The sequence below is a fragment of the Streptomyces sp. NBC_01428 genome, assembly GCF_036231965.1.
GTDB lineage: Bacteria > Actinomycetota > Actinomycetes > Streptomycetales > Streptomycetaceae > Streptomyces.
In genome coordinates, this window is sequence record NZ_CP109499.1 from 1,105,589 (window position 1) to 1,124,118 (window position 18,530).

The window sequence follows — 18,530 nt, forward strand, 5'->3', positions numbered from 1 at the left end:
CGGACCCGGCGAACGGCGATCAAGGTGCGCAAGATGGCTGGACAGCGCCGCGCGCCCATGAGGACATGGCCTTGTCGCCAACTCGGGCCGACGCCGTGCGCTCACGAGGCAAGACGTGTGCTGCGCCGGGGAGTGCCCGCCGCCGGTCAGTCGATCCCAAGGGCGGGCCCGTTCCGCGCGGCACGCGTCCGTCCGGTGCCGCTGCGCGCGACGGTTGGGCTCAGGGCTCGAAGGAGACCAATCCCGCCCTGTGCGCCAGGACGACGGCCTGGACGCGGTCCCGCAGGTCGAGTTTGGTGAGGATCCTCGAGACGTACGTCTTGACGGTCTCGAGCGTGATGAACAACTGCGTGGCGATCTCCGCGTTCGACAGGCCTTCGGCGAGATGCCGGAAGACCTCCAGTTCACGGGGCGTCAATGTCTGAACCACCGCCGCACTGTCCGGCCGTGACGCCTCGGCCGGACGCAGGCGTTCGGCGAAATGGCCGATGAGGTGGCGGGTGACGGCCGGAGCGAGCAGCGCCTCGCCCTTCGCCACCGTCCGGATCCCGTTGACCAGTTCGGACGGCGGCGCGTCCTTGAGGAGAAAACCGCTGGCACCCGCGTGGAGGGCGTCGTAGACGTAGGCGTCGACGTTGAAGGTGGTGACGACCAGCACTTTCGGCGGGTCCTGGACGTCGGGGCCCGCGAGTTGCCGCGTTGCCTGAATGCCGTCGAGGAGAGGCATTCTGATGTCCATGACCACCACGTCGGGATCAAGGCGCTGTGCGGCGTGGACCGCCTCGTGCCCGTTCTCCGCCTCGCCGACCACCTCCATGTCGGGCTGGGCGGAGAAGATGGTCACGTAGCCGGTGCGTACGAGTGCCTGGTCGTCGCAGACGAGCACGCGGATGGGAGGAGGCGCCTTGTCCACTCTTCACTCCTGGATGGGGACGGAAGGGATGGTGGCATGGACTTCGAATCCTCCGTCGGCGCGCAGTCCTGCCTTTAGTTGGCCGCTGACCATCTGGATGCGTGCTCGTAGACCGGGAAGCCCGCGTCCGCCCGCAGTGCTCTCCTCGGCTTCGAGGGGGCCGGTGGCATGGGCGGGTCTGTCGGTGGTCACCGTGATGTCGAGGAGTGTCGCGGAGTGTTCGACCACGACGCGGGTCGGTGAACCGGCCGCGTACTTGAGCGCGTTGGTCAGCGCCTCCTGAACCACCCGGTAGGCAGCAAGTTCCACATCCGCGGAATGCGCGTGCCGCGTGCCCAGTTCCCTGAACTCGATGGGCTGCCCGGACCGGCGGGTCTGCGCCACCAGGTCCTCCAGCCGACCCAGGGCGGGTGCCCGCCCCTGGAGTGCTGGACCGGCTGGGGCGCTGTCGGCGGTCGCCTCCAGTACACCGAGCAGCAACCGCAGCTCTTTCAGGGCTGTTCGGCCGGTGTCGCTGACGGCGGAGAGCCCCTCTGCCGCCTTGTCCGGCGCGGAGGTGAACACGACCTGGGCCGCGTCCGACTGGACGACCATGGCGGTCACGTGGTGCGTCACCACGTCGTGCAGTTCACGGGCGATCCGTGCCCGCTCGGCGGCCGCGGCCTCCTCGACGACCAGTCGGCGCCGCTGGACTTCACCCACTCGCCGCCCGCGCACCGTACTCCCTAAGATCCAGAACGCGGCCAGAGCCAGATAGAACGCGAGATAGTCCGCCACGTCCTGAGGTGAGCCGAGCCGGTCAAGGGCAACGGCCAGGACGCCATAGCCCCCAGTCATCGCCCCCACCAGGCGCAGGCGCCGACAGCCTTGGTGGGCACCGGCCGAGTACAGAGCCAGATAGAGTCCCAGACTCGCGAACGTCGTGGTGAAGCCCATCGCCTGATGCACCGCGAACGCGCCCGCCACCACGACGAGACACACGGCAGGTCTCCGGCGTCGAACCGCCAGCGGCAGCGTCTGAGCAAGGATCAGACCGACGCTCCACAGGCTTGGCGGGCGCTGCGGCAGATCCCCTATCTGCGCCCCGACGGTGGACAAGGTCGCCAAAGCCGGAACGAGCGCCACCGCAGCCGCCCCGACAGCCACAACTCCATCCGTGGCGAGGGCGCCCCGCGCCCTCCACCAGTCAGGCACCGAGCCGGTCAACTGCGCCCGGGCCAAGACTATCTGACGGACAGTCACTGTCACTCCTTCCGTCATCCGGCCCGGGGGGTCAGGCGGACCTGCGCGACACGAGTCTGCCACTGCGGCCGGCGAGGGTGACCATGCGCACAGCGATCAGCAGACCGACGACGAGGGTGACCAGGGCGGCCTCGAGTCCGAAGTCGCCTCCGGTCAGCCATGTCCCGCCGGACACCTCGACGGTGAACAGGCCCTCGGGGGTATGCCCGGAGACCGGGATGCCGAGGAGCTGCTCCATGAGGTTCCAGACGAAGTGCAGCCCCGCGACGAACCAGATGCTGCGCCGCCACAAGAACGCGGCACCGAGCATCACACCCGCTTCCAGGGCGATGCACAGCGCACTCCACGCGGTGGCGTGCGGGGCGCCCAAGTGGGCGATGCCGAAGAACAGTCCGGTGATCACGATGGCGGCACGGCTCCCCCACATCTGCTCCAACGCCTGCAGTGCGACGCCGCGGAACATCAGCTCCTCGGTCACCGCGGCGGCGGCCTGGACCACCACCGCGCTCACAACGACAGTGAAGAAGCCGTGGCCGGCCCAAGAGAACGAGTAGCCGCCGAACATCACGATCAGCAGTGTCGACAAGAGCACGAAGCCCAGGCCGATCGCACCGCCGAGGAGAGCCTCGCGGCCGGCTCCGTGGAAGGCGATCTCCGGCGTCGAGCGATGCGCCAGGCGCCGCATCACGAGCCAGTACACACCCACCGCCGCAACCGCGCCCACCGCCGGAACCGGTCCAGGACCCGCAGCCGTCAGACCCGACACCAGGCCCAGGCCCAGCAGACCGGCCAGCATCCAGCCGAGCGGTGACCGGAACAGCCGGCTCAGGCGGCCCTCACTTGGTTGTTCAGGGTCAGGGGTAGGGGCGTTGCCCCCGGCAGTGGACTGCGTGCTCATCGTGGCCTCCTGCATCGCGGTCGCACCGGCGGCGACCCGAACACCACGCTAGGAACTCGGCGATGTCCCCGAATCCCCCGTGCAGGGACACCAGTTGTAGCTCGCGCGGGGGATGCGCTGAGCCGTCCGGCGCCGCACACCGTCTGACTCCGTGATGACGTCGCACACTCCATGGCCTACGTCATCAGCCGCGGTCGACCCGGGCGTTGGCCGGCGCGAGCTCCGCCGAACCGGAGGAGCCGGCACTCCAGGCCCGCATCCAGGGAGTCGAGCCGCACCGTCAGCGAACAACTCTCCCGAGTCCACGCGGAGGCGGCGAGCAGCCGGGTGATGGCGTCGTGCCGGTCGGCCACGGCCCGGGGGACGCCTGGTGAGTGGGTGGCTGTGAATGAGTGGCCGTGGATGGGCGGCCGTGGATGGGCGGCCGTGGATGGGTGGCCGTGGATGGGCGGCCGCTCACGTCATGTTCAGCGGCACCTTGGTGAGCTGCTGCGTGAGGTCCCACATGCGCCGTGCGTCGCCAGGGCTCCGCAGGCGCGAGAAGAGCTTCTGCTCCGCGGGCCGGCCGCCAAGACCGCCGACGCCGTTCGGGCCGAAGAACCTGCCGCCCTGGTCGCCGGGTGTCGTCGCCGCCATCAGCGCGGGCAGACCGGCGCTCGTGACGGTGCCCACGACGCCCAGCCGGGAGAGCGCGGTGACCACCCGACGGGCCGGAACCGCTGCGGCGCGGCCGATCTCCGGACGCGCCGCGAGCAGGTTCGTCGGGGCGACACCGGGGTGCGCGAGGTTGGCGGTGATGCCCCAGCCGCCGGCCCTGCTGCGCCGGTCGAGCTCAAGGCCGAACAGCCCGTAGGCGATCTTCGACTGGGAGTACGCGTCCATGCTGTTGTACGAGCGCTCCCAGTTGGAGTCGTCCCAGTTCACGGAGCCCCGGTTGGCGGCGATGCTCAGTTGCAGGGTCACCCGCGCGTCTCCGTCGCGCAGCAGCGGCAGCAGGTGCCCGATGAGGGCCGCGTGGCCGAGATGGTTGGTGCCGAACTGCAGCTCGAAGCCGTCGACGGTGGTCTGTCGCTCGGGCGGGTTCATGACGCCCGCGTTGCCGATGAGCAGATGGATCGGGTCGCCCTCCTGCCGCAGTGTCTCGCCGAGCGCGGCGGCGGACTCGAGCGAGCAGAGGTCGAGGGAGCGCAGCGAGACGTTCGCCTCGGGCGCTCGCTCACGGATGGCCGTCAGTGCGGCCTCGCCCTTGCGGGGGTTGCGGACCGGCAGGATCAGCTCGGCGCCTGCCGCAGCGAGGCGGGTGGCGATGACGAGCCCCATGCCGTCGCTGCCACCGGTGAGGACGACGCGCTTGCCGGTGAAGTCGGGGAGGGTGACGTCGATGGGTCGGCGTGCCATGGTGGCGTGCTCCTTCTGCATGTCGAGTGGTCTCTTCGAGCATGCGACGTCGCCGTGACCGTATCCACGGCCTGACGATCAGTGGCTGACGGGGCCGTCCTCGGCGCAGGGGTGGATCGGCAGGCCGTGGATACCGGCGTCCGGACGAGGTAGAAACGATCGGGACGAGAGGATCCGCATGGAGATCGATCGCACCGGGCTGGCCGACTTTCTGCGGCACCGGCGTGAGGCGCTGCAGCCGGAGGACGTGGGGTTGCCCCGTGGGCAGCGTCGCCGGACCGGGGGGCTGCGCCGCGAGGAGGTCGCGGTGCTCTGTCACATGTCTACGGACTACTACGCCCGGCTGGAGCGCGCCCGCGGGCCACAGCCGTCCGAGCAGATGATCGCCTCGATCGCACAGGGCCTGCATCTGAACATCCAGGAACGCGACCACCTGTTCCGACTCGCCGGACATGCGCCGCCTGCGCGCGGGGGTGAGACCGAACAGCACATCGCGCCGGGCCTGTTGCGGATCCTGGACCGCCTTGACGACACTCCGGCCGAAATCGTGACCGAGCTCGGCGAGACGCTCCGGCAGACCTCTATGGGCGTGGCGCTCACGGGCGATCTGACCGGCTACCGCGGCCCGGCCCGCAGTCTCGGCTACCGGTGGTTCACCGATCCCGCCACCCGTGCCCGCTACGCGGCCGACGACCACCAGTACCTCTCGAGAGTGTACGCATCGGGGCAGCGGGAGGTCGTCGCCCAACGTGGTCCGCGATCCCGGGCGGCCGGTCTCGCGGAGCTCCTGCTGAACGAGAGTGAGGAGTTCCGCGCGCTCTGGGGCCTCCACGAGGTCGGCGTGCTCCCCACGTCCGGAAAACGCTTCGTCCACCCGGACGTCGGGCTGCTCGACCTGGAGTGCCAGACGCTGCTCGATCCGTACCAGTCTCACCTTCTGCTCGTCTACACCGCTGTGCCGGGCAGCGAGACCCACGAGAAACTGCACCTGCTGTCGGTCATCAGCGCCCCGCTCCACTGACGCCCTTTCGCGCCCCCTCCACCCCTGCCCCACCAAGACGGCGGACAGCGCGGCGGGGCGGCCGCGGCACTCGCCGGCTCGCCCCTGTCTCTCCGTGACGCAACTGGGGCGCCTCCGGGACACCTGGCGGAGGCGCCCAGTTCAGTGTGGCCGGCGGTGGTGGTGACCGTGGCGGCCCCAGGAGGCTTCGCCGACGGGGCCGCCTTGGTCATCCCCGCTGTTGGCGCCGCGCCCCAAACGCTCACCCGCTGCCCCAAAGGGTTCCTCGTGCCGCCGCTTCCGGCTTCGTCCCGGGACCGTTACCGGCGCGGACGGAGGTCGTTCTGGATCATGGCCGTCCGGCCGAGTTACTGAGCAAAGGTGCCACCGTACGATGCCCACACCGCCGAAGACCGCCCGCCCGCCGCGCCTGCCTGTTGCCCAGCCGGACGCCAGTGGAGGCACCGGGCCACTCGGGGTGCACCCGAAGGTGTTCCGCGACGAACTGACAGCCGCCGCAGACTGGGTCGCCGACTACCTCGGACGGATCACCCAGCACCCGGTGACCCGGCCCATCCCGCCGGCGCACCGGCAGGCCCTGGCCGCCGCGGCGCTGCCGCACGAGGGCCAAGACCTCGGCGCCCTGCTGGAGTTCGTCGACCGGGCGATCGCCCCGTACCCGACCGGCAACGGCCATCCCGCCTTCTTCGCCTGGATCAACTCACCGCCGTCCCCCGCCGGAGTGATCGCCGAACTGCTGGCCACCGCGGTCAACGCGACCTGTGGCATGGGCGAGCACGCTCTGATGGACCTCGAACGCGGCGTGGTGCGCGACCTGGCCTCGCTGGCGGGTATGGCACCGACCACCGGAGGAGTACTGACCAGCGGCGGCTCGATGGCCAACCTGCTCTGCCTGGGCGCCGCCCGCACCTGGTTCCTGCGCCACCACGGCGCCACCGACGGACCCGCCTACGACCAGGCCCACGCGCGCCTGATCGCCTACCACAGCGACCAGGCCCACATGTCGGTCGCGAAGGCCGCCGCGGTGATCGGCCTGCCGGCGTGGCGGCTGCGCGCGGTGCCCACCACGGCGGAGCACCGCATGGACGTCGAAGCTCTGCGCGCGATGGCCGACGCCGACCGCGCAAGCGGCCTGCTGCCGTTCTGCGTCGTGTCCAACCTCGGCAGCACCGCCAGCGGCGCCGTCGACCCGATCGAGGCGATCACGCAGGTGTGCCGCACACAGGGCATGTGGCACCACGCCGACGGTGCCTGGGGCGGGCTCGGTGCCCTCGTCCCCGAGCTGGCCCCCCTCTACCGAGGCGTCGCCGACCTCGACTCACTCACCGTCGACCCGCACAAGACCCTGTCCGTACCGGTCGGCTGCGGCGCCGCACTCGTCACCGACCCCGCCCGGCTGCGCGACGCGTTCACCTTCCGCGCCTCGTACCTCGACGGCGACCAGGACTGGCCCTGGATGTCCGACTACACGATCGAACTCACCCGGCCCGGCACCCGGGCCCTCACCCTCTGGGCCACTCTGCGCCAGCTCGGCCGCTCCGGCGTGATCGACCTCCTCCAGCACTACCAGGACCTCGCCCGGTACCTGCGCCAACGCGTCCAGGCGCACCCCGGACTGGAACTGTGCACCGACGGCCCGCTGCCCGTGGTCTGCTTCGGCCTGGCCGCCACCCCCGACACCGGGTGCCCGGACTCGCGAGCGGACCTGCACACGGCGGTGGCCGCACACGTCCAGGCCCGCGGCCACGCCTATCTCGCCACCGTCTGCCACGAAGGCGAAACGGTCCTACGCGCCTGCGTCTGCAACTACCTCACCACCACGGACGACGTGGACACCCTCCTCCAAGAGGTCCAGGCCGCCATCGACCATCTCCAGGCCGCCTGACCCGCGATGTCGGCGTCTCGATCGCTGCCTTGAAGGGTGCGCGAGGGGTGGGCAGGGGGCGTGGAGTCGACCAGGGGCATGTCGGATGTGGCCATGAGCTGGAGAGGCCCCTTCCGGGCAGGGCTTCATTGCGTTGCGCGGGCTACGTCGTGTGCCGACCGCCAGGAAGTCGGTCACGTTGCCGTTGGTGGCCGCGTTGGCCCGGGCAACACAGATCCCGGCAGCCATCAGGCTGCCGGGATCGGGGGTGCTGAATGCCTACTTGGGCTTGACGGCGTCCTTGGCCTTCTCCTTGGCCGCACGCAGGTCACCCTGGGACTCCTTGGCCTGGCCCTCGGCCTTCAGGGACTCGTTGCCCACCGCGCCGCCGGCGACCTTCTTGACCTTGCCCTCGGCCTGCTCGCCCTTGGCCTGAGCCTTCTCGTCCGCAGCCACAACCACTCACCCCTGCCTCAATCGGAACTCACGTACGCCCTCCGAGTCACCCCGGATCCCATCCCCAAACCAGCTCGATGACCGCCGCGCTTTTCCAGGCCGTGCAGCGCCTAAGGAATACATAAGACCCGCAGGAATGAAGATCGGACCGTAGGGCACTCGAGGGTCCGGAGGTTGATAACTATGGTTCCTATTCTTCTTGTTCTTCTGCTCGCCCTGATCCTCTTCGGTGCCGGTTTCGCACTCAAGGCGCTCTGGTGGATCGCCGTGATCGTCCTGATCGTGTGGGTCCTCGGATTCGTGATCCGCCCGACAGCCAGCGGCGGCAAGCGTGGCCGCTGGTACCGCTGGTAGACAGCCCGAACAGCACGCATACACACACATGGGTGGGGCCCGACGCCACAGCGTCGGGCCCCACCCATGTCCCGCCCCGTGGAGCGCAGGACGAAATCGGTGAATCCGGCGAACGGGTTCGTGTTCGGACCGGGCTCGGACCACCAGGACACGTGGCGGGGCATCGAGGGAAAGCTCGTTGATCGTTCCGCTCAGGCTGCGGCGGTTGGATCCGCAGCTTCGGACAGACGGCGGTATGCGGCGTTGATGCGCCGGGCTTCTTCGAGCTGGTCCTCGAGGATGACGATGCGGCAGGCCGCCTCGATCGGCGTGCCCTGGTCGACGAGCTCACGGGCGCCGGCCGCGATGCGCAGCTGGTAGCGGGAGTAGCGGCGGTGCCCACCCGGGGAACGGAGCGGGGTGATCAGGCGGGCTTCCCCGATCGCGCGCAGGAACCCCTGAGTGGCGCCGAGGAGTTCGGCGGCTCGGCCCATGGTGTAGGCGGGGTAATCGTCGTCCTCCAGGCGGCTGAACGAGTCGTCCGCTGTCATTGCACCTCTCTCATGAAAACGCGTGGAGGGGCCCTGGCGCTCGTCGCGCCAGGGCCCCGAAGGAACTGCTGCTACACCATCTGCCGGCCTTGATACTGCACCGGCCTTCTGTTTCCGCGGGCCCGACTCGACTGCCGTCGGGGACGCGGGGATCGCGGTTGCTCGACCGGAGACCACCTCACTATCGATGTCCTGCGGTACCCGGGCTCAGGCAATCCGCCCGGGCGATCCTGATGGCGCCTCGCTCCTCCGTTCATTCCCTCGTGATCCAGCGCTCCCGGGAGGGCTGACTGCGCTGGAGCCTGTGCGTAGTGCGTGTACTGCTCTGCACCACGGGTGATGCGAATTACCCCGAACTGCTCGGTGACCTGAACGAGCGTCACTCTTCGACAGCCAGCCCCGTCGCCCGTCCTGCATATACCGCTCTGGCTTGGAACCCCACTGCCGAACCTCCCGGTGCGCGCGCCCGCAGCCGACGCCTTCACCGAGGTACCACTCACACACCTGCACTGCGGGATACCGCGAACTGCACCTTCAACTGCGGTTCTGCGTGCGGCGACCCCTGATCACTGCGGGCCACCCGGTCCGGTCGTCAGCCCCGTCGCCGTCCTGCGACAACTCTGGCTTCGAAGCTCCACCACCGCACCGTCCTGCAACTGCACTTGCCTGTACCGCTGCCCGGCAGTTCGTGTCTGCCAGGCCCTGCTGATCTCTGCAACAAGAGAAACCATAGCCAGGCGATCTCGCAATGTCTACTCCAGCCAGCATAGATTTTTGTGTGCCGTTCAGAGAGCAAGTCGTCCTCGAACAACGCCGATGGACGGCCCCGCCGTGTGCCCGGCCGGGGCACACGCGCATCACACGCAGCACTCCTGTGGCACGATCGGCCTCATCAAAGCCATCGACCGGTTCGAGCTGACCCGCGAAGTCGAGTTCACCACCTTCGCCGTGCCCTACATCGTCGGTGAGATCAAGCGCTTCTTCCGCGACACCACGTGGGCTGTCCACGTCCCGCGGCGCCTGCAGGAGGCTCGGGTAGCCCTCGCCAAGGCCACCGAGGAGCTCCGCAGCCGGCTGGGCCGCATGCCCACGACCCGGGAACTGTCCGCGCTGATGTCACTGTCGGAGAAGGACGTCATCGAGGCGCGGAAGGCCGCGAACGGCTACACCTCGACGTCCCTCGACGCTGCCATCACCTCCAGCGAGGACGGCGAGGCCGCCCTCGCCGACTTCATCGGCGTCGACGACTCCGCCCTGGAGCTCGTCGAGGACTTCAACGCGCTCGCCCCTCTGATCGCCGGGCTCGACGACCGCGAGCGCCGCATCATCCACATGCGGTTCGTCGACGAACTGACCCAGGCCCAGATCGGCGAACACCTCGGCGTCTCCCAGATGCACGTCTCCCGCCTCCTCAACCGCACCCTCGCCAAACTCCGCGCAGGCATGCTCACCACCAGCTGAGGCCGACGGGGCCGCCGCGCGGGCCGGCGTCCGCCCGATCTTCGGCGTCGACGTGCGCGCTGCTTCACCGGCGCCGCCCCCGCACAGTGCACCGCGTCATCGCGGTGCACAACACCCTGTGTAGGCGTCCGTCCGAGGCGATGGACGATGTCGCCAGGGATCGGGTCTGTGGCAGGAGGCGAGTCGCCGGTCCGGCCCCGACGTATCGGCTTCGCCGAAAGACATGCCGAGGCTCTCTACCGCCCGGGCCAAGAGAAGTTCGGGGCGCTTCCCGTTGCCGGCCCGATCGGCCGGAGCGGCGGGCCCGTCATGATGTCACCCGGCTCATGAATCTGCTGGACGCGATACCCCGTATCCGCAGGGGTCCGGGGCCGGTCACATCACCGGCCCCGCTGCCTGTCGGCCGACCGTGGCCACGACTATGACACGTACCGTCGGCCACTCCGCGTCCGCGGCATCACACCGGCGATCGCCCACCGCGTGGAGGCCTGCGCGCTCAGCCCGCGATGCGCACGCCGAACTGGAAGGATCCGATCGTGCTCATCGACTCGTAGCGCACATAGGCGCCCGGGTACGGGGCGTGCAGCACCTGGTTGTTGCCCGCGTAGAGACCGACATGCTCGGTGTTGTTGAAGAAGACCAGGTCACCGGGCTTGAGTGCGCTCATGCCGATCCGCGTTCCGTCGTTGACCTGCGTGTAGGTGACCCGGGATATCTGGACACCGGCCTGGCCGTACGCCCACTGCGTGAGGCCGGAGCAGTCGTAGGAGCCGGGGCCCGTGCCGCCCCGGCCGTACGGCTTGCCGATCTGCGTGGCGGCGGCGTTCAGCGCGGCGGTGCCGAACGGGGAGGCGGCCACCTCGTTGCCGAGGTCGACCTGCTGCGCCGCTGTCCGGCTGGCCTTCTGTTCGGCGTGGGCGATCTCTTGGCGTTCGGCTGCGGTCAGCGTGTTCAGCAGCTTCTGCGCCTTGTTGAGCTTGTCCTGCACCACTTTCTTCTTCTCGCCCAGCTCGGTGCGGGTGTCCGCGAGGTCCTTGAGCTTGAGCGTGGCCTCGGCGCGCTGCTGGGCAAGCTCCCGCTGCTTCGCCTGGACCTTTCGCAGCGACTCCAGCTGCTGCGCGGAGACCGACTCCAGCGTTGACGCCTTGTCGAGGTAGTCGTCGGGGTCCGCGGAGAGCAGCAGCTGAACGGACGGGTCGATGCCGCCGGAACGGTACTGGGCGCTGGCCATCGCGCCGATGCCCTCACGCAGTTCGTTGAGCTCGTCCTGCTCGCGGGCGACCTTGCTCTGGAGCAGGCCGATCTCCTTCTGGAGCTTCTCCTGCTTCTCCTTGGCCCCGTCGTACTGGTTGGTGGCCCGCTCCGCCTCTTTGTAGAGCTTGTCGACCTCGGACTTCACCTCGCTCTTCGCGGGCTTGGGGGCCGCGTTGGCGGCCTGCGAGGTGAGCGCCACGGCAGCGGCGGCGGTCGCGGTCATCACCGTCACACGGGCGCGGCTGGGTGACTTGGGACGACGGTGAAGCGCCACGAAGACAAGCTCCTTCTTCCTCCACCGCCCGCGCAACTGCCCGTGGACGGCGCCCCCTTCACCGTCACCCACCCCTTGCGAGCGATCGTTCGTGCGAAGGTTCGAGACCTCACCTTAGTGATGTTCTTGTGACCGTTTCAAAGTTTGATCAGAACAGTTGGGATCATCTTCCGCATCCATTGCGTGCAAATCGATCACAATGCGCCCTGGAACGGAGGGGAAGGGCAGCGCCTTCAGCGGATCGTGCGACGGGGCAGCACCACCTCGCATCGCTATCGACGCGCGATGACGCTGCCGGCCTCCGCCCACGGGAACCGGGTCCCGGTGATCGCCCGACTAGTCCAGTAGTCCAGTAGTCCAGGCTGACGAGGATGAGGTCGCGAGGTAGCGCTCCGGCCGGCCCTGCGCGGCGGATGTCCGGAAGGATCAGGGCGCGCTGACACGGCGTGAAGTGAGCGACTGTCGGGCGCAGTTCGGGGCTTTGTCCCGGATCCGACAGCCACGACCCTCGCCTTCGGGGTGGCCTTGCGTACCCAGTCGGACACGCTCCGCGGCGCGTCGGGCGATTCTTTCTTCCGCCCTTGGTCAAGGCGCCGCACAGGCGCCTCGCCACCGCGCGCCGCGCTTGGATCGGGCCGCCGGGTGCGCTGTAGATTTGCGCCTCATGCTCTGTGTTCAGGTCCTGGGGCCGCTCGGTGCTGACATCGGGGGAACTCCGGTCCATCTGGGGAGTCCCCGGCAACGCGCGGTCCTCGCCCTCCTGATGGCGAACCGCGGCAACGTCGTACCCGTCGACCGGCTCATCGACCGCCTGTGGTGCGGCCGTCCCCCGGAGAAGGCGCCGGCGTCCCTGCACGCCTACGTCTCCAACCTTCGACGGGTCCTCGAACCCGGCAGGGCACCCCGTACCCCGTCCGGCGTCCTGGTCAGCGCCCCTCCCGGATACGCGCTGCGGCTGCCGCAGGACGCGGTCGACGCCTGGCGGTTCGAGGAAGCCGTACGGCAGGCGCGCACACTGCCCCCGCCGGAGGCACGACGACTCCTGGAGGAGGCGCTCGGCTGGTGGCGGGGAGCGGCCTACGGGGAGTGGGCCGACGAGGAGTGGGCCGGGGCCGAGGCGGCCCGGCTGGCCGAACTGCACAGCGTGGCAAGGGAACTCGCCGTCGAGGCGACGCTCCGGTCGGGGGCGGCCACCGAAGCCGTGCCCTGTGCCGAGGCGCTCGTACGCGAGCACCCGCTGCGCGAGGAGGGCTGGCGGCTGCTCGCGCTCGCGCTGTGGGCGAGCGGCCGCCGGGCCGACGCACTGGCCGAACTGCGCCGGGCGACCGCCGTCCTGGCCGAGGAGCTCGGCCTCGGCCCCGGCGAGGTCCTGGCCGGGCTGCAGTCCGCGATGCTGACGGACCGGACCGAGGTACTGCGCGCGGTGGTACCCGGAGTGGGTCCGTCCGAGACCTCGGCGTCCGTCGCGCCGTCCGCCGGGGCGACGATGACCTCCGTGCGCGTCCAGCAGCCCGCGGCGCCTCCGCTTGCTCTGCGGAAACCCGGCCAGGAACCGGTTCCGGTATCCGACCCGGAGGTTGCCCCCGTCCCGGCGGACGAGGCGACGGTCGCACCGCTCCCCTCCCAAGAGCCGTTCGTCGGACGGGACACCGAGTTGCGGGCACTGGACGACGCCGCCCGGGGCGCCCGGCTGCACGGCGGTGTCGTCCTGGTGACCGGAGAGGCCGGAGCGGGCAAGTCCGCACTGCTCGGCCGGTTCCAGCAGCGGTTGCGGGCCGACGGCTGGACCGTGGTGATCGGACGCTGCCCCGAGTTCGACGGCGCGCCGCCCGCCTGGGCGTGGACGGAGGCACTCGGCGAACTCGCCCGGCGCACTCCCCCGGCGGATCCCGCGTCCCTCGGCGCCCTGCTCCACGACGGTGAGTACGGCGGGCACGGAGACCACGACCGCCACCCGAGCGGGCAAGGACCGGAGCAGGATCCCGGGTTCGGTGACGGGTGGGCGGTCGGGCGGTTCCGGACGCACCGGGCGTTCAGCGCGTGGCTGCGCTCCGCCGCCGGCGCGTCCCCCCTCGCCGTCGTCATCGACGACCTCCACCGGGCGGACGGCGAGACGCTGGCCCTGCTGGAGCGCACCGCCGAACTGACCGGCGTACCGGTGCTGGTGATCGCCGCGTACCGCCCGGCCGAGACGGGCGACCGGCTGGCCGAGACCCTCGCCGAACTCGCCCACCGGTCACCGCACCGGCTGGCTCTGGGCGGCCTGCCGTCGCACGCCGTGGACACCGTGGTCCGGGCGCTGTGCGGCGCCCCGGTCGACGCCGCCACCGTGACCGCCCTCGCCGAGCGGACCGGCGGCAACCCCTTCTACGTACGCGAGAGCGCCCGGCTGCTCGCCAGCGAGGGTGCCCTGGTGGCGATCTCCGAGGTGCCGCAGGGCGTGCGCGACGTGCTCCGCCGGCGACTGCGGCAGCTCCAGCCGGGCGCCCTGGCCGTCCTCCAGCTCGCCTCGGTGGTCGGCCGCGAGTCCGAGGTGAGCGTGCTCATCGAGGCCGCGGATCCCGAACGCCACCCGGAGCACGAGGTGTTCGACAGCCTGGAGGAGTGCGTCCTCGCCGGGCTGCTCACCGAACCGGCGCCCGGTCTGGTCCGGTTCGCGCACGCCCTGGTCCGCGACACCGTGTACACCGATCTGGTCGGGGTGCGCCGCGCGCGCCTGCACGCCCGGGTCGCGGACGTCGTACGCCGTCGCCGTCCGGACGATCTGGCGGCGCTGGCCCATCATTTCGCCCGGTCGGCGACGGCGGCGACAGCATCGCTCGCCGTCGAGTACTCGCTCGGCGCGGCCGATCTCGCGGAGCGCCGCTACGCCCACGACACCGCGGCGGAGCTGCTGGAGCAGGCGATCGAGTCGTTCGCCCTGATACCTGTCGACGACGAGATCACCGGCGACGCGCGGGCGGCTCGGCTGGTGGCGCTGCTCGGGCGGCTGCTGCGGGCCGAGATACGGGCCGGAGCGGTGGTGTCCGCGCGCAGCACCCGGCAGCGGGCGATCGAGGCGGCCTCGGGCGTCGGCCACGACGCGCTCGTCTCGGTGGCGCTCGGCGCGTCGATCGGGCCCGGACTCGCCCTGAGCGGACCGCAGGGGCTCGTCGCCCCCTCCGCACTCGACCATTTCGCCGACCGCCTTGCCGCCCGTGCCGCCTCCGATCCGGTGGTCCTCGCCCTCGTCGCGCGGGCGGCTCCCGGCGAGCAGACCGGCCCGGACAGTGCGGGTCACGGCGGCCGGGGCAACCGCTCCGAAGCACCCTGCCCCGTGAGGGAGCGGGCGGCCGCGCATCGGCTGGCCGTCGCCCGCGCGGTCGGCGACCCGCTGCTGATCTCCTGCGCCCTGACGGCCGCGTCCGCCGCCGTACCGGAGGGCTCCCCCGACCACCGCGCGCTCCTGGCGTCCGAGCTGCGGGTGCTGGGCTACGCCCACGACCTGCCCGCCAACACCTGGGTACGGGAGCACATCAGCGGCATGGCCGCGGGTGCCCTCAACGATGTGGCGGGCGTCCGACGGCACACCCGCGAGGGTCGGGCCGTCGCCCGGCGGCACCGGCTGGTCGAGGCGGAGGTCGTCAATCTGTCGACCCAGGCCATGCTGGCGCACGTCGAGGGCCGCTTCGCGGACGCCGAGACCGGCTACACGGACGTACGGGACCGGCTCCGGGCCAACCGGTCCGCCCACGGTGACCTCGTGCACACCCTCGGACTGACGACCGTGCGACTCAGCCAGGGGCGCCCCGAAGACGCCGAACCACTCCTGCGTTCCGTTCACGACCCCGCGGATCCGGTCACCTCGCTCGCCCTGGGCGTGGTCCTCGCACGCCAGGGCCGGCTCGACGAGGCCCACGCGCTCGGCGTCTCCCCCACCGCTCCGACACCCGACCACCTCTACAGCATCGCCTTGTCCTTCCGGGCCGAACTGGCCTGCCTGCTGGAAGACCACCGCGCCGCACGGGAGTTGGTCCCCCTCCTGCTGCCCGTGCGTGGTCAGCTCGCGGGTGCCGCCAGCATCTCCTTCGTCACCCGCCCCCTCGCCCAGTCCCTCGGAGAGATCCACCGGCTGCTGGGCGACGAGACCGCGGCGCTGCGCGAGTTCACCCGCGCCGAGGAGGTGGCCCTGCGCTGGGGCTCCCCGCATCTGACCGCAGCCGCCCGGGCCGCGGCGGCGGTACCGGACGCCACGGGCCGGGACGGTTCGGAGGGCCTGGATCCCGAGCCCTCGGGCCGGCACTGCCTCCGATAGCCCGGCCGGGCCGCCCGGCCGAGGGTGGCGTCTCCGGTCAGCCGAGGTGCCACTTCTGGTTGGACGTGCCACCGCAGTCCCAGAGTTGGAGTCGAGTCCCCGCGGACGTTCCCGAGTCCTTGGCGTCGACACACTTCCCGATCGTGGTGTTGACCAGGTCGTGGGAGCCGTTGAGGTTGAACTTCTGGGCCCAGCCGCCGTTGCAGTGCGCCAGTTGGATGCCTGCGCCGTTGGAGGCGGACGCGGTGGCGATGTCCATGCACAGCCCCATCGAGCGGACGCTGCCGTCCGACGCGAACACCCACTGCTGCCACGCGTCGCCGCCGCATCCCTGGAGCGTCAGTGGTGAACCGTCCGAGCCCTTGTGCGCGGAGACGCCCACGCACCGGGAGGACGCGTAACCGACGATCATGTCGCCCGTCGCCGGTTTGGTCCCGGAGTTGGCCGCGGGCTTGGAATCCGACTGCTGCGTCGTCGCGGGTTTCGTGCCCGCCTTGTGAGGGGACGCGGCCTCGACCGCCGTGCCGTCGTGAGCGGCGGGAGCGTGCTCGGGGTCCGGTCCCTCGCCGTCGGGCGACGACGAACTCCCTTTCTCGGCACCGCCCTTGCCCACATGAGGCTTCTTGCCCGGTTCGTCGCCCGAACGGTGCCCCCGCGCGGACGGGAACGGCGAGGCGGACCGGGACGGCAGGACCGATCCGTCCGGGCCGACCGTGGGAACGGCGGCGTCCTCGACGTGGGCCGCGCTCGGCTCGGAGTCGTCGCCCCCGGGGACGGCCATGAACGCGACGGTGCCGAGGCCGAGTGCCGCCAGCACGGAGACGGCGGCCACCGTGCCGATGAGCCGCGCGCTGCGCTCCGGCTGGGCCGCGTCCGTGTCCGCGCCGCCGCGAGCGGGGGCCAAGGTGGTGGCCCTCGTCGCCAGCAGGCGGGACAGCCTGCCGGGTCGGCCGTCACCGAGAGACGAGGTGGAGCCCGGTCCCGGGGTGGAGTTCGAGCCCGAGTTTGGGTCCGAACCCGGCCCGGAATCGGCGGAGTTGGTGTCGGACGCAGCCGCGACTCCGGGTGCGAGCGTGTCCCCGGTCCGGCCGTCGGAACCGGCGCCCGGCTCGGGTACGGAGCTGCTCGCCTGCTCGGGCTCGGGTGCCAGTGAGGAATCCGAGGCGGGGCCCGGGTGGGGCCCGCGCCGGGGTTCGGCGGAGGTCACGGCGGGCGACGGCTCGGGCGCGAGAGTGCTCACGGGCACTGGATCCTCGGCTCGCGCGTGCGCGGAACCGGTTGCACCACCGGGGTTGTTCACGGGCGCCGGTGCGGCGGACGGGGTCGCGTGCGCCGGTTCGTCCGGTGCACGTGTCGCCGCGGAGCCCTCCGGCGCGGGCTCCGTGTCCGCGTTCGGCTCGGGGTCCCCGGCAGCGGACCCCGTGACCTCCTCCGCCTCCGCGTCCGCGGCCTCGGCCTCGGCCTCAGGTTCCGGCACCGTGTCGGGGTCCGGCTCCGGCAGCCAGGGCAGGGGCTGCTCCCAGACAGCCGCGTCCCCGGCCACTTCTCCGGTCGGTTCCGTCGGTCCGGTCCTGTGTTCCATGTGCGCCTGCCCGCCTCCGCGTCTGGTGGTCTCCCGTTGCCCGAACCTAGGAGCACCCGCGACGGCGATCCCGACGCCTGCGGCGAACTCTGCCCGCCCGAACGGGAAACGCTTCCCCTGCGACCGGTCGGAGCGCGCGGTCCGCGTCCACGGTGGCCCCGGTTCTACAGCGTTCCCGAGCGCAGGGCGAACGCGACCGCGTGGGTGCGGTTGCGCAGGCCGAGCCGGTTCATCATGACGCTGACGATGTTCTTGATGGTCCGCTCCGAGTAGTTGAGCTTCTGGGCCACCTCGGTCGTGTCGAGACCGTCGGCCAGGAGGCGGAGCACGTCGACCTCGCGCGCCTCCAGCCCGGAGGTGGTCAGCCCGAGCGGTCGGAGCACGTCGCGCTGCACCCGCCTGATGTGGTCGATGAGCTGGCCCTGCACCGGCGCCGGCAGCAGGGCAGCGCCCTCGGCGACCGCCCGTACGGCATCGACCACGTGGTCGAAGGTGCTGTCCTGACGCCACATCACTCCGCGCAGGCCGAATGCGACGGCGCGCACGAGCTGGGCCTCGCCGATGCGTCCGGTCACCAGCACCATGCTCATGGCGGGGTTGGCGGCGCGGGCGGCGACCGCCTCCATCAGCACCATCGTCTCCTCGGTCACCTCCGCCGTGAGCAGCAGCACCACGTCCGCGTCGCGGTGCTCCTCCTGGGGCAGCACCTTCAGCCCCGGGTACCTGCACAAGGACCAGGCGGCCCCTTCGCCCGTGATGGGGTCACTGGCGAGGACGGCGATCGAGATCATCCCCAACGTCACTGATGTCCTTCCTGGTTCGGACCCTGGACCCGGGTGAGGTCGAGGCCCTGGTACCGGCACGGCGTCGGGCGACCGTGGCGGCGGACGCTCGGAGATCGTCGCCGCAGCGCCTTGGCACTCACTTGGCGTGTACTTGGCGTGTTTGCCCGTCCGGCCACGCTTCGCTGTCCGCCGGGACAGACATCG

13 protein-coding genes and 1 pseudogene are annotated in these 18,530 nt (G+C 70.9%); 5 read left to right on the forward strand and 9 right to left on the reverse strand.

Annotated elements, in window-relative coordinates:
- Positions 1 to 220 precede the first annotated feature (220 nt).
- From OG406_RS04860 to OG406_RS04875, 4 genes are all read right to left on the reverse strand, one after another.
- Positions 221 to 913, reverse strand: coding sequence for a response regulator transcription factor (locus OG406_RS04860; protein ID WP_329184227.1), 693 nt, complete (start codon positions 911 to 913; stop codon positions 221 to 223).
- Positions 914 to 916: 3 nt separating this feature from the next.
- Complete coding sequence (locus OG406_RS04865; protein ID WP_329184228.1) at positions 917 to 2,059, reverse strand: sensor histidine kinase; 1,143 nt, start codon at positions 2,057 to 2,059, stop codon at positions 917 to 919.
- Between the two features lie 127 nt (positions 2,060 to 2,186).
- Positions 2,187 to 3,053 carry a CPBP family intramembrane glutamic endopeptidase gene (locus OG406_RS04870; RefSeq protein WP_329184230.1) on the reverse strand — a complete coding sequence of 289 codons (867 nt, stop codon included), beginning with the start codon at positions 3,051 to 3,053 and terminating at the stop codon, positions 2,187 to 2,189.
- Positions 3,054 to 3,509: 456 nt separating this feature from the next.
- Positions 3,510 to 4,451: an SDR family oxidoreductase gene (locus OG406_RS04875; protein ID WP_329184234.1), complete on the reverse strand. Its 942-nt coding sequence runs from the start codon at positions 4,449 to 4,451 to the stop codon at positions 3,510 to 3,512.
- A gap of 178 nt (positions 4,452 to 4,629) precedes the next feature.
- On the opposite strand from OG406_RS04875, the gene OG406_RS04880 reads away from it, so the two are divergent.
- Complete coding sequence (locus OG406_RS04880; protein WP_329184236.1) at positions 4,630 to 5,472, forward strand: helix-turn-helix transcriptional regulator; 843 nt, start codon at positions 4,630 to 4,632, stop codon at positions 5,470 to 5,472.
- A gap of 373 nt (positions 5,473 to 5,845) precedes the next feature.
- Positions 5,846 to 7,357 (forward strand): pyridoxal phosphate-dependent decarboxylase family protein, encoded by a 1,512-nt coding sequence (locus OG406_RS04885; RefSeq protein ID WP_329184238.1) that lies wholly within the window; start codon positions 5,846 to 5,848, stop codon positions 7,355 to 7,357.
- 258 nt (positions 7,358 to 7,615) lie between these two features.
- On the opposite strand, the gene OG406_RS04890 is transcribed toward OG406_RS04885, so the two are convergent.
- Positions 7,616 to 7,792 carry a CsbD family protein gene (locus tag OG406_RS04890; protein ID WP_267049401.1) on the reverse strand — a complete coding sequence of 59 codons (177 nt, stop codon included), beginning with the start codon at positions 7,790 to 7,792 and terminating at the stop codon, positions 7,616 to 7,618.
- A gap of 183 nt (positions 7,793 to 7,975) precedes the next feature.
- Here OG406_RS04890 and OG406_RS04895 point away from each other — a divergent pair, with 183 nt between their 5' ends.
- Positions 7,976 to 8,146 (forward strand): hydrophobic protein, encoded by a 171-nt coding sequence (locus OG406_RS04895; protein ID WP_067385923.1) that lies wholly within the window; start codon positions 7,976 to 7,978, stop codon positions 8,144 to 8,146.
- A gap of 191 nt (positions 8,147 to 8,337) precedes the next feature.
- Here the strand turns inward: OG406_RS04895 and OG406_RS04900 are convergent, their stop codons facing one another.
- On the reverse strand, positions 8,338 to 8,676 hold the full coding sequence (locus OG406_RS04900; RefSeq protein ID WP_329184241.1) for a MerR family transcriptional regulator: 339 nt from the start codon (positions 8,674 to 8,676) through the stop codon (positions 8,338 to 8,340).
- Between the two features lie 876 nt (positions 8,677 to 9,552).
- On the opposite strand from OG406_RS04900, the pseudogene OG406_RS04905 reads away from it, so the two are divergent.
- Positions 9,553 to 10,137, forward strand: a pseudogene (locus OG406_RS04905) (SigB/SigF/SigG family RNA polymerase sigma factor); the annotation flags it as partial.
- 496 nt (positions 10,138 to 10,633) lie between these two features.
- On the opposite strand, the gene OG406_RS04915 reads toward OG406_RS04905, so the two are convergent.
- The gene (locus tag OG406_RS04915) at positions 10,634 to 11,665 is read right to left on the reverse strand and encodes a C40 family peptidase (protein ID WP_164369089.1); all 1,032 of its coding nucleotides are present in this window, start codon (positions 11,663 to 11,665) and stop codon (positions 10,634 to 10,636) included.
- 664 nt (positions 11,666 to 12,329) lie between these two features.
- On the opposite strand from OG406_RS04915, the gene OG406_RS04920 reads away from it, so the two are divergent.
- Positions 12,330 to 15,959, forward strand: coding sequence for a BTAD domain-containing putative transcriptional regulator (locus OG406_RS04920; RefSeq protein ID WP_329184242.1), 3,630 nt, complete (start codon positions 12,330 to 12,332; stop codon positions 15,957 to 15,959).
- A gap of 37 nt (positions 15,960 to 15,996) precedes the next feature.
- Here OG406_RS04920 and OG406_RS04925 read toward each other — a convergent pair whose 3' ends face one another.
- Positions 15,997 to 17,199, reverse strand: a complete 1,203-nt coding sequence (locus OG406_RS04925) for a ricin-type beta-trefoil lectin domain protein (protein ID WP_329184244.1) — start codon at positions 17,197 to 17,199, stop codon at positions 15,997 to 15,999.
- 506 nt (positions 17,200 to 17,705) lie between these two features.
- Positions 17,706 to 18,344, reverse strand: coding sequence for a helix-turn-helix transcriptional regulator (locus OG406_RS04930; protein WP_329184246.1), 639 nt, complete (start codon positions 18,342 to 18,344; stop codon positions 17,706 to 17,708).
- Positions 18,345 to 18,530: the final 186 nt, after the last annotated feature.